This window comes from Sphingomonas sp. CCH5-D11 (assembly GCF_001557395.1).
GTDB lineage: Bacteria > Pseudomonadota > Alphaproteobacteria > Sphingomonadales > Sphingomonadaceae > Sphingomonas.
In genome coordinates this window covers 1-10968 of sequence record NZ_LSKH01000256.1, presented here as the reverse complement: position 1 = coordinate 10968, position 10968 = coordinate 1, and the positions used below count along the sequence as shown (strand labels likewise).

At 64.6% G+C, this 10968-nt stretch carries 15 protein-coding genes and 1 tRNA gene; 10 read left to right on the top strand and 6 right to left on the bottom strand.

The genetic code is table 11. The features are described from left to right. The first annotated feature begins 238 nt into the window (after positions 1-238). From AX702_RS16115 to AX702_RS16090, 7 genes are all read left to right on the top strand, one after another. A complete protein-coding gene (locus tag AX702_RS16115; protein WP_066781275.1) occupies positions 239-679 on the top strand; it encodes a hypothetical protein in 441 nt (146 codons plus the stop codon). 2 nt (positions 680-681) lie between these two features. Further along, positions 682-969, top strand: coding sequence for a hypothetical protein (locus AX702_RS16110; RefSeq protein WP_066781274.1), 288 nt, complete (start codon positions 682-684; stop codon positions 967-969). 3 nt (positions 970-972) lie between these two features. Beyond that, positions 973-1611, top strand: coding sequence for a hypothetical protein (locus AX702_RS16105; protein ID WP_066781272.1), 639 nt, complete (start codon positions 973-975; stop codon positions 1609-1611). A gap of 2 nt (positions 1612-1613) precedes the next feature. Further along, positions 1614-2051 carry a hypothetical protein gene (locus AX702_RS16100; protein WP_156455540.1) on the top strand — a complete coding sequence of 146 codons (438 nt, stop codon included), beginning with the start codon at positions 1614-1616 and terminating at the stop codon, positions 2049-2051. A gap of 1 nt (position 2052) precedes the next feature. Then, complete coding sequence (locus AX702_RS16095; RefSeq protein ID WP_066781267.1) at positions 2053-2286, top strand: hypothetical protein; 234 nt, start codon at positions 2053-2055, stop codon at positions 2284-2286. Between the two features lie 110 nt (positions 2287-2396). Further along, a complete protein-coding gene (locus AX702_RS22160; RefSeq protein ID WP_156455539.1) occupies positions 2397-2555 on the top strand; it encodes a hypothetical protein in 159 nt (52 codons plus the stop codon). An 82-nt stretch (positions 2556-2637) separates the two neighbouring features. After that, positions 2638-3135 carry a hypothetical protein gene (locus tag AX702_RS16090; RefSeq protein WP_231731896.1) on the top strand — a complete coding sequence of 166 codons (498 nt, stop codon included), beginning with the start codon at positions 2638-2640 and terminating at the stop codon, positions 3133-3135. Positions 3136-3193: 58 nt separating this feature from the next. Here the strand turns inward: AX702_RS16090 and AX702_RS16085 are convergent, their stop codons facing one another. The 5 genes from AX702_RS16085 to AX702_RS16065 all read right to left on the bottom strand — a co-directional run bounded on the left by AX702_RS16085 (position 3194) and on the right by AX702_RS16065 (position 7430). Beyond that, positions 3194-3535 carry a hypothetical protein gene (locus AX702_RS16085; RefSeq protein ID WP_156455538.1) on the bottom strand — a complete coding sequence of 114 codons (342 nt, stop codon included), beginning with the start codon at positions 3533-3535 and terminating at the stop codon, positions 3194-3196. Between the two features lie 173 nt (positions 3536-3708). After that, positions 3709-4662, bottom strand: a complete 954-nt coding sequence (locus AX702_RS16080) for a hypothetical protein (RefSeq protein ID WP_197420648.1) — start codon at positions 4660-4662, stop codon at positions 3709-3711. 406 nt (positions 4663-5068) lie between these two features. Continuing rightward, a tRNA-Glu gene (locus tag AX702_RS16075) sits at positions 5069-5144 on the bottom strand. A gap of 68 nt (positions 5145-5212) precedes the next feature. After that, the gene (locus tag AX702_RS16070; protein WP_066781261.1) at positions 5213-6586 is read right to left on the bottom strand and encodes a class II 3-deoxy-7-phosphoheptulonate synthase; all 1374 of its coding nucleotides are present in this window, start codon (positions 6584-6586) and stop codon (positions 5213-5215) included. A 64-nt stretch (positions 6587-6650) separates the two neighbouring features. Further along, positions 6651-7430, bottom strand: coding sequence for an SDR family oxidoreductase (locus AX702_RS16065; protein ID WP_066781259.1), 780 nt, complete (start codon positions 7428-7430; stop codon positions 6651-6653). A gap of 163 nt (positions 7431-7593) precedes the next feature. Between AX702_RS16065 and AX702_RS16060 the strand changes: the two genes are divergently transcribed. The 3 genes from AX702_RS16060 (at position 7594) to AX702_RS22155 (ending at position 10199) form a co-directional block, all read left to right on the top strand. Beyond that, on the top strand, positions 7594-8061 hold the full coding sequence (locus AX702_RS16060; protein WP_066781257.1) for a Fur family transcriptional regulator: 468 nt from the start codon (positions 7594-7596) through the stop codon (positions 8059-8061). A 69-nt stretch (positions 8062-8130) separates the two neighbouring features. Beyond that, positions 8131-10053: a 1-deoxy-D-xylulose-5-phosphate synthase gene (gene dxs / locus AX702_RS16055; protein ID WP_066781255.1), complete on the top strand. Its 1923-nt coding sequence runs from the start codon at positions 8131-8133 to the stop codon at positions 10051-10053. Next, positions 10050-10199 (top strand): hypothetical protein, encoded by a 150-nt coding sequence (locus AX702_RS22155; protein WP_156455536.1) that lies wholly within the window; start codon positions 10050-10052, stop codon positions 10197-10199. Before dxs ends, AX702_RS22155 begins: the two co-directional genes overlap by 4 nt. Positions 10200-10287: 88 nt before the next feature. On the opposite strand, the gene AX702_RS16050 is transcribed toward AX702_RS22155, so the two are convergent. Next, a complete protein-coding gene (locus tag AX702_RS16050; RefSeq protein ID WP_066781253.1) occupies positions 10288-10953 on the bottom strand; it encodes an RBBP9/YdeN family alpha/beta hydrolase in 666 nt (221 codons plus the stop codon). Positions 10954-10968 lie beyond the last annotated feature (15 nt).

Genomic DNA, 10968 nt, shown 5'->3' with positions numbered 1-10968 from the left:
CGGGTGGGCTTGGGCTCGTCCTGTCGATCGATCCACTTGTCGAGCGCCGCCAGCAAGTCCGGCAGCATTCGCACCCCGATTAGTGTCCCGATGCCTGTGGGCTTAGGACCCCGTTTCTTTGTTATCAGGGTTTCTTGATCATCCATAGAAACCCTGTTATCAGAGTCGCGAGCCGGCCGGAAGCGCCAACTTCCGAACCGGCTCTGATCGCCACCCTTGTTGACGAAGGGAAACGACTATGAAGACCACTACCCGCCGAGGGGTTCTCGGCGCAATCGCTGTCGCGCCCGCGGTCCTTGCCGCTCCGGCGCTCTCCCACACCTCTGCTGACGCGGCCATCGAGGCGGCTTGGCAACGGCGCGTCGAGGCGTATGCCGCCTTCCACGCGCTGCCTGAAGACAACGGCCCCATCGTCGACGGCTACGGCCCAGGCGAACGTGAGCAGTGGGACATCATCGACGAAGCGGAAGAGCTGATCCGCTCCACCGCCGCCAGGACGCCGCGTGGCGCGATGATCCAGCTCTGGTGCGCGATGTATCACAGCGTGACCGGTCGCGAGGACGACGAAGCGCTCACCCGCGCCGACTTCGCTGCGATCGACCGCCTCGACAGCAGCTTGGATTGGAGCGCTCGGCTGACGCTATCGGCGCTTCGCTCCCTCCAGTCGATGGAGGGCTGATCATGGCTGAGAGCTTCACCATGACCGCAACCGTCATCAACCCCGTGCGGGTCGTTTCCGACATGTCGTTGTCGTTGGAACGGGTCATCGCATTGATGGCGAACAGCAACAGCGACTTCATGGAGTATGTCGTCGAGCGCCTGTCCGGCGGCGAACAGAGCCTCCACCGTGTTGCTTCCAACATCTGGTGCATCAACCAGGTCGGGATCGAGAAGCTGGAGGAGATCCAGAAGTTACTCGGCGAAGCCGAGGGGCCGCTTCTCCGCCTCCGTAACGAGCGGGAGGGCTGAGCGATGGACCGCAACACCAGCCGCCGCGACCTGCTGAGCGCCGCTCCCGCCATCGTGATCGGAACCGCGGTCCTTGGACTGGCACCTGCCGCCGCGACACTTCCGACCGGAAACGTCAGTCCCGAACTCCTCGCTCTGATCGGCAAGTTCGATGCGACCAACGCCGAGATCGACCGCTTCTACGCCGAGGTGTTCAATCCGGCGATCGAGCGAGCGAACTCGATGCGGGCCGCGATCCCACATGTCACCATCCCGTCGGCGCATCCCAAATCCGCTGGCCTGTGGTCGACCGATAATCCGGCCGGGCTGCGCTTGGCTCGTCGTCTGGTGGATGCCGAAGGGCGGGGCGCGTCGGATGACGTGCAATGCGCCCGCAAGTTGCTGGCCGCGCAGCATCGTCGCAACCGTGCCGAGAAGCGGATCGACGTGATCACGGGCGCCAGGGCAGCAGCCGAGCAGGAGGACGAGCTGTATGTGCCCTACCGTGAAGCACGTTCGGCCGTTCATGCCTTCCCGGTTCGAACGCTGGCCGATCTTCAAGCGAAGCTGGCGTTCATCGAGCGCGACGACGGCATGGACGGCGAAGACCTGCTGCCGCTGATGATCGCCGACGTGGCTCGCCTTGCTGGTGGGGAGGCGTGACGATGACTACGACCCCGATCCGCAATCTCGTCCTGATGCTCGATGCAGCCAGCCAACGGCAGGATGCCATCGAGCAGGCAGAGGCGCGCGACGACCTCACGCGCGAGGAGTGGGTGCCGGCATCACGCGTGTGGAGCCGACAGCAGGAGGCGCTGTCCTGTGCCATCGTCGCCGAACCGCCGCAGACCTTCGATGATGTGCTGGCGGTGCTCACCGAACTGGCCGGTCGCCATGACCTGATCACCGGGCAGGGCGGTGAGGCAACCGAGCGGGAGCTTCGTGACCTGCGTGAGATGACCGGCGTAGCAGTGAAGAACTGCGCGTTGCGTCTGGCAGCACTCTTCCGCCCGGATGAAGAGCCAACCGAGAGCCAGCATCAGGCGCTCGTCTGGGTGTCGAAGCAGGTCGAGCAGTGGCTGCCTCATACGGGGGAGCGCTGACATGCCGAGTATCCTCAATCATGCGGATCGCTTCGACGCCGCTGTGTGGCTCCAGGCGCTGACCACCATCGGCGGCGGCTACGCATTGATGGCGGATCGGCGATTGGCATTCCTCGTCGATGATTGCGACGGCGACGACCTGACCAGCGTCATGGCCCAGATCGTGGGCAAGCCCGAGCGTCAGGACGCAATCAAGGCAGCTATCGAGCGTCGCCAGAACGGGGAGGTGGGCTGATGGTGACCATATGCTCACCTGCGCCGGTCCCGCCGCGGCGCAAGGCTCGGTGGCGGCGGATGCGCCGTCGATCTTGGACCCGGCCGAGTGACTTGACCGGGGTCGCGTCGATGTTTGCCGCAATACCCTCGCTCCCCCGGTGCGAACTTGCCCGGCTGACGGAAGCCCTGATCAACCGCATGGACGAGATCGATGGCGATCCCGACCTCGAAGACACCCGCGAAGATTGGGAGGACAGCCACGATCGCGAATTCGTGGACGAAGGTTAGCCCGGCGCTCGCTGAACGGCAGCGCCACCAACGGCCCGAACAGCCCGTCGCCCGCGATCGTCGGACGGCGGGCTCCCGGCGTGTGCACCACTTCGGCAAGAGCCTGGCGCTGTCGAACTGGTATGTGGACGCTGACTGGTGGATCCCGCTCTACCGGCGAGCCTTCCCGACCCTGGCTTCGGCAGTGGCTGTGCGCGAGGACGGCTGGGCACAGCGTGGGGGTATCGACCGTCTGCTGACCCTCCAGTGCGGTCGGACCTACACGGTGGACGAGAAGATCAGGACCGAGGACTGGCCCGACGTGCTGCTTGAGCGCTGGTCCGACGAGGCGAGACGGACGCCGGGCTGGGTGCAGAAGCCGCTCGCCTCCGACTTCATCGCCTACGCTTTTGCCCCCGCTGGTACTTGTTTGCTCATGCCGGTTCCGGCGCTCCAGCGGGCGTGGCGGCAGCATGGTCGGCAGTGGATCAGCATCTACGGCACGCGATCCGCTCACAACAACGGCTACGTCTCGGTTGGCGTTCCCGTGCCGCGCGGGGTGCTGATGCAGGCGATCGTTGAGGCGATGTTTGTGTCGTGAGACGATCAGGGACGCGCCCCAAGGCACTTGCCGGCAACCGCGTCGGCGGCCGCGTCACCTAGCTGGGTAGCCCGACACCTTCACGCAGCGCGGCGGTGAGCTTTTGCTTAGCCACAACAGCATCATTGACCTGCTGCATCAGCGGACCGGTGGTGAGGGGATCATCCGCTTGGCCCAACGCATCCGCCACTTTCACTAGCGTAGCTTCGTATTCATCAGCCTGGGGCCGCAGACCATCGGGAACATAAGCTCTAACGCCGCGGAGCAGGACGTGCTGACCTTGGATATTCTGCAGCAACGCCTCGCGACTCGCATCCAGCGGCTTATCATGCACGATGTTCTGAACGTGCCGCCTCATAAGAGGCTCAAAATCCTCGGTGGACTTCAGGAACCGGTTCACCTCAGAGATTTTCTCTGCTCGCGTGGTTTGGCGATCCGCTAGCACGCAGCTGCTCACTCCGCCGAGAACCGTCGTAAAAAGGGCAGAGAGGATGAAGCCAGCAACGATCAGCCGCCGACTAGCCGGCGCTGGCGTGGAATTGCCTCCGTGGGGGACTGGGGGTGCCGCGACGTTCATGGCTTCTGTGGATGGGCTGGGCGGATGTGGGTATCCATATTCGGCTTAACGCCCGTTGAAGCCTGGGCGTCCCGCGCCTTCTCGCACGCCCGCTTCCAGTCATCGTAGCCCATCAGCTTCATCGCGCCCATGGCCTCCGTTGCAACATTCACCGCGCAGGGGTCCGAAGGAGCCGCCGCCGAATTCGTCGCAACGATCTGATCCGGCTGAGCACCCGCAGGCACCACGGTCGCGACAGAGAATAGCATGGCGATGACCAGCGGAGCAATGCGATCGCTGATGATCCTCAAAAAACCGGGCGAGTTGATGTTAACCGTCAGCTCGGGGACGAGCTCTCGATGCTGAGCAAGCAGCGCGAGGGCCGTGTCCAGGTCGATCGAGTGCTCGGCAGCGACGCCCTCCTCGCGGGCAGCCATCGCACCCGCGACGAAGTTGACGAAGCTCTGAATGTTGTAATCGTCGAGTGTGTTAAACTCGGCTTTCGTGGTCTCCAGCCTCGCGTAAAATTGCCCGCCGAAGACGAAGCGGTCGAACCCCGCCTCAAGGATCTCCTCGCGCATCGATCGCTCCAGCGCCATCACCGGATGCGAGTTGCCGAGCCGATCGCGTAGGCCCTCGCTGAACTCGGAGCGCTGTTTCCGACCAGTCCAGCGGACCTTGCGAACAGGCATATGCTCGCCGGGATACGCCTCTATGTTCGTCGCAACCTGAGGCTTCCCCTGCAACACGCCGATGAGCACGTCGCTGAGCAAGCCTGGCCCCGGCACTACAATGATCGTGCCCTCCGGCAGGTCGTAGTAGAGCTTCTCGATTGCGGCCGCATATCGCCCGAACCGTCGCCCCTTAGCTCGTCCGCTATACGCTTCGATCTGACGATTGGGCTCGGCAGCTTGCCGCCCGCCCAAGTGCCAGTCGCGAACCAGGACCGATCGCGCGATCATCTCACGCAATCGGGTCGGCTCAGGAATGTCGCGAGAGATGTCGAGCGCTAACCCCGGGAAGTCGAGGAAGACGCGGCTAGTGCGATCGAACTCGTTATAGAGTGCATAGCCGGCCCCTGGCCGGACAATATAGATGTCGTCGTCGTCTTCCACCACGCGGGTGGCAATGTCGACCTCGACGACCAGATTGTCCGCTACCGCCACAAGCCCCCCTCATGCTCTCGCGGCGTGGCTGCCGTGCACCGCAGGTTGATCATGCCCAAAGCGATATCGCTAAGTCGAGTCCGGAAAGAGTTCGCGAAGCTGTCTCTATCCGTTTCGGCTTAGTTCACGCTGTTTCAGCGTGCTTATCACCGAACTATTACCGAAGTTCCGGCTGACCGTAGCGATCAAGCGACTAAGTGCTTGTAATCGCTGGTGACCCCTACGGGACTCGAACCCGTGTTTTCGCCGTGAGAGGGCGACGTCCTAGACCGCTAGACGAAGGGGCCGTGCGAGCGGGAGCGGCGCCTCTACGGGGAACGCGGCGGGTCGTCAACCCGCCGCGTCGCCTTTTCTTTCAGGCGGCCGCGCGGCGGCGCTCGGCCATCTCTGCGTTCAGCATTTCTGCGAGCAGAAACGCCAGTTCAAGGCTCTGGCTGGCATTGAGGCGCGGGTCACAATGGGTGTGATAGCGATCCGCCAGGCTCTGCTCCGTCACGTCAACGGCGCCGCCGGTGCACTCAGTGACATTCTGGCCGGTCATCTCGGCATGGATGCCACCGGCGTGCGTACCCTCGGCACGATGGATGGCGAAGAAGCCCCGAACTTCCGCAAGGATCCGGTCGAACGGGCGCGTCTTGTACCCGTTCGCGGCCTTCACGACGTTGCCGTGCATCGGATCGCAGCTCCAGATCACCGGGTGACCTTCGCGCGTGACGGCGCGCAGGAGACGCGGGAAGGCGGCCTCGATCTTGTCGTAGCCATAACGCGTGATGAGCGTCATGCGGCCAGGAATGCGGCCCGGGTTCAGCGTGTCCAGCAGGCGAAGGAGAACGTCCGGCTCCAGGCTGGGCCCGCACTTCAAGCCGATCGGATTGCCGATGCCGCGCAGGAATTCGACATGAGCCGATCCCTCAAACCGGGTCCGATCCCCGATCCACAGGAAGTGCGCCGACGTGTCGTACCAGTCACCCGTCAGTGAATCCTGGCGCGTCATGGCCTCCTCATAGGGGAGAAGCAGCGCCTCGTGGCTGGTGTAGAAGCTCGTCTGGGCAAGCTGCGGCACCGTTTCGGGATCGATCCCGCATGCCGCCATGAATTCCAGCGCCTCGCCGATGCGATCGGCCGTTTCGGCATATTTCTTGGCCCAGGGCGAACGGCCCATGAAATCGTGCGTCCAGCGGTGTACCTGGGCGAGATTGGCGTAGCCGCCCTGTGCGAAGGCGCGCAGCAGGTTCAGCGTGGCGGCTGATTGCGCATAGCCCTGCACCATGCGCTGCGGATCGGGCACGCGGGACTGCGCCGTGAAGGCGATGTCGTTCACGTTGTCACCGCGGTAGCTGGGCAGCTCCACACCCTCGATCGTCTCGGTCGGGGCGGAGCGGGGCTTGGCGAACTGACCCGCCATACGGCCGAGCTTCACCACCGGCAGCTTGGAGGCGAAGGTGAGCACCACCGCCATCTGCAGGATCACGCGGAACGTGTCGCGGATGTTATTTGGATGGAATTCGGCAAAGCTTTCGGCGCAGTCGCCGCCCTGAAGCAGGAACGCTTCACCCGCGGCAACCCGCGCCAATTCCGCCGTCAGGTTCCGCGCTTCGCCAGCAAAGACGAGCGGCGGGTGCGAGCGGAGCGTATCGGTCGCCGCTTTCAGCGCGGCGGCGTCAGGATAGTCGGGGAGCTGGCGCGCTTCATGCGCGGTCCAGCTGTCGGGGGCCCAGTTGGCGGCCATGGCAAAGTTCCTTTCGGCGCGCGGACATGCGGGAAATTGCCCCGCTGCGCAAACAAGCTGTGCTTTATAGCACTCCGGGATAGGCGCCGCCATCGATCAGCAGGCTTTGCCCGGTGATGAAGCCGGCCTGAGCCGAGCAGAGAAAGGCGCAGGCGGCGCCAAATTCCGCCGGATCGCCGAAGCGCCTGGCGGGGATCCGCTCGCGTCCACGAGCTTCCGCCGTTTCCACGTCAATCGACTGCGCCTTTGCGGCGAACGCCATGACGCCGCCCAGCCGGCGAGTCGCGAAGAGGCCGGGCAACAGGAAGTTTATCGTGACATTGGCGCTGGCGACCTCGCGTGCGACGCCCGCCAGAAAGCCATGAAGGCCGATGCGTGCGCCGCTGGACAGATCCAGCCCGGCAGCCGGCGATTTCACCGACCCCGACGTGATGCAGACGATGCGGCCGAAGCGCCGCTCGACCATGCCGTCGACCACCTGCTGAACGAGCCTGATGGGGGTGACCATGTTGGCGTCCAGGCCGGCATGAATCGCCTCACCGTCAAGCTCGCGGAACCCGCGCGGAGGCGGGCCGCCATTGTTGTTGACGAGGATGTCTGGCGTACCGGCAGTCTGTACCAGTGCCTGCTGCACGCCCGTATCGCCGATGTTGCCAGCCACGGTTTCGACGATGGCGCCCGTTTGCGCGCGGATCGATGCGGCGGTGTCCTCCAGCGGCCCCGCCTCGCGGCCGTTCAGGACGACGCGGCAGCCAGCCCGGGCAAGTTCTTCCGCACACGCCCGGCCTAGACCATGGCTGGAGGCGCAGATGATGGCGGTCTTGCCGGCGAGGCCGAGATCCATGGCGATTCTCCTGAAGTTCCGATGAGCATTGCGGCGGTAGCGGGCTACGCGAGGTGCGAAGCATAGCGAAGCTGCATCTGGCGGCCACCTTGTTCGTGAAGCGGAGCTTCTCGTAAAGCGGAGCGTGCTTGCTGTCGGGCGGATGCGGACCTAAATCCAGATCATGGCCAATGTTCACCACCATCACGAGCCGCAGGGTGCGGATCTGGCGCAGGCTGCGCAGGCGACGCTGGAACGCGCCGGCGAGCAGTGGACGGCGATGCGCGCGAGCGTGTTCGGCGCCCTGGCGGGGTTTGAAAAGCCGGCCAGCGCTTATGACATTGCGGAAGCCGTGTCGAAGTCAGAGGGGCGGCGTGTCGCGGCGAACAGCGTCTATCGCATCCTCGATCTTTTCGTGGGAGCGAACCTTGCTCGCAAGGTGGAGAGCGCCAATGCCTATGTGGCCAATGCCCACCCCGACTGCCTACACGACTGCATTTTCCTGGTGTGCGACCAATGCGGGCAGACGACGCATCTTGATGATGATCGGCTGACCGGGGGCGTGCGCGATGCTGCTTCCGCCGCGGGATTCCAGCCGGTCCGCCCCGTCATCGAAGTACGTGGACGCTGCGCATCCTGCAGTTCCGATTGAGCATTTTCTTGGCAAGCGGCGAAACGGTAGCATTCGACACGATGGATGCGCTGGAGTAAGCCCAGCAGAATGACCGATCTGCCCTCGACGCCGCTGCTCGATACCATCTCGACACCGGCTGACTTGAGAAAGCTGGCTCCCGAACAGCTTCGCCAACTCGCCGACGAGTTGCGCACGGAAACCATTAGTGCGGTCGGCACGACCGGCGGCCATCTTGGCTCCGGACTGGGCGTGGTCGAGCTGACGACCGCGATCCATTATGTCTTTGATACGCCGCGCGACCGGCTCGTCTGGGACGTCGGGCATCAATGCTATCCGCACAAGATCCTGACGGGTCGGCGGGATCGCATTCGCACGCTGCGCCAGGGCGGGGGACTGAGCGGTTTCACCAAGCGCAGCGAGAGCGAATATGATCCGTTCGGCGCTGCCCATAGCTCAACGTCGATCTCGGCCGCGCTGGGCTTTGCCATGGCGAACAAGCTTGCCGATCAGCCGGGCAAGGCGATTGCGGTGATCGGCGACGGCGCCATGTCTGCAGGTATGGCATATGAAGCGATGAACAATGCGCAGGCGGCGGGCAACCGGCTGGTGGTGATCCTGAACGACAATGACATGTCGATCGCACCCCCGGTGGGCGGGCTATCCGCCTATCTGTCGCGCATCGTTTCGAGTCGCGAGTTTCTGTCCGTTCGTGAGCTGATGAAGCGGGTGGCGCGTCGATTGCCGCGGCCGATCCACAATGCCGCACGCAAGACGGATGAATTCGCCCGCGGCATGACCATGGGCGGCACGCTCTTCGAGGAGCTCGGCTTCTACTATGTGGGGCCGATCGACGGGCACAATCTTGAGCACCTCATTCCCGTTCTCGAGAATGTGCGCGATGCGGAAGAGGGACCGATCCTCGTCCACGTCGTGACGAAGAAGGGCAAGGGCTACGCCCCCGCCGAGGCCGCTTCGGACAAATATCATGGCGTGCAGAAGTTCGACGTGATCACTGGCGCCCAGGCGAAGGCTCCTCCCGGCCCGCCGGCGTACCAGAACGTCTTCGGTGACGCGCTGGCCGACGAGGCGGATCGCGATCCGCGCGTTTGCGCCATCACCGCCGCCATGCCCTCCGGCACAGGGATCGATCGGTTCGCGAAGCGCCATCCTGGTCGGGCATTCGATGTGGGCATCGCCGAACAGCATGCCGTCACTTTCGCGGCCGGATTGGCCGCACAAGGAATGCGCCCGTTCTGCGCGATCTACTCCACCTTCCTGCAGCGCGCCTATGACCAGGTGGTGCACGATGTCGCGATCCAGAACCTGCCGGTCCGGTTCGCGATCGATCGTGCGGGCCTAGTGGGCGCCGATGGCGCGACGCATGCGGGCTCGTTCGACATCACCTATCTCGCCAGCCTGCCCAATTTCGTGGTGATGGCGGCGGCGGACGAGGCCGAGCTGGTGCACATGACGCATACCTGCGTCGAGCATGATACCGGACCGATCGCCGTGCGCTATCCGCGCGGCAACGGTGTGGGTGTGCCGCTGCCGACGGAGCCGGAGAAGCTGGAGATCGGCAAGGGCCGTATCGTTCGCGAAGGCAAGTCGGTGGCGATCCTGTCGCTCGGAACGCGGTTGGCGGAGGCGCTGAAGGCCGCCGACCAGCTGGACGCCAAGGGACTGTCGACCACTGTGGCCGATCTGCGGTTTGCGAAGCCGCTCGACGAAGCACTTATCCGCAAGCTGCTGGCCAGCCATGAGGTGGCGGTGACGATCGAGGAGGGCGCGATCGGCGGGCTCGGCGCTCATGTGCTGACGCTGGCGTCCGATGAAGGCCTGATCGACGGCGGTTTGAAGCTGCGCACGCTGCGCCTACCCGACGTGTTCCAGGACCAGGATGCGCCACAGGCACAATATGCCGAGGCGGGCCTCGATGCTGACGGCATCGTCAGAACCGTGCTGAAGGCGCTGCGCTGGAACGAGGCCGAGGCGCTCGGCGCTCGCGCGTGAGCGGCTGGACCAAGGTTTTCCTGGCGACCGGACTGATGGTGGTGGCGCTCGCCTGCTTCAATCTGGCCCTGTGGAGAAGGCTGAAGGAGGCGCGCCGACTGCGTGAGGCGAACGCCGATCAGGAGGAAGCGCGCCCGCAGCCCTGAGTGGTGCTGCCGTGCCATCTCCGCGCACGCGCGGGGTTGCGCCCCGGCGGCCCGCACATCGGAGCGGGCCAACACGGGGCCGCGGCGGTCAGGCGTGTGTTGCGGCGTTCGATTTGTCGCCAGGGTGCGCCAGAATGGCACGCGCGTCTGTTGGCGTCCGTGCCTCGCCGTGCGGGCCTCCCGAGGCGGCAATTACGCGGTCCAGAAGCTCCTGGCCCTCTGGCCACCAGCCGAGTCCACTGGCGGCATTCAGATGCCCCTGAGCGCCAGCATCAACGAAGTGGCTTCCCCAATCCGCCGCAAGGCTGCGGGCGCGCGCCAGTTCGATCCAGGGATCGTCGGCGCTCGCCACCAGAATGGACGGAAACGGCAGCGGGGCACGCAGTGCCGGCGCGAAGGTCGACAGTTCAGACGGGATATCGGGTCGGTCGACATCGGCAGGGGCGACCAGCAACGCTCCGGCAACCGGCCAGCCATAGGGCTGGGGGCTGAGCGACGCCCACCAGGATATTGCCTGGCACCCCAGGCTATGCCCGACCAGGATAACCGGCGCCTGCGCCTGGGAAATCGCCTGATCCAATTTGGTCACCCAGGCATTGCGATGCGGCGTATCCCACATGCCGAGTTCCACGCGGCGCGTATCAAGGCGGGATTGCTCCCACAGGGTCTGCCAATGTGTGGGCCCGGAATTGCCGAAGCCGGGAACGGTCAGGATGCTCGGGTTCAACCCGAGGGTGGACGAATAATGGCCCATAAGCGGTGCTCCTCT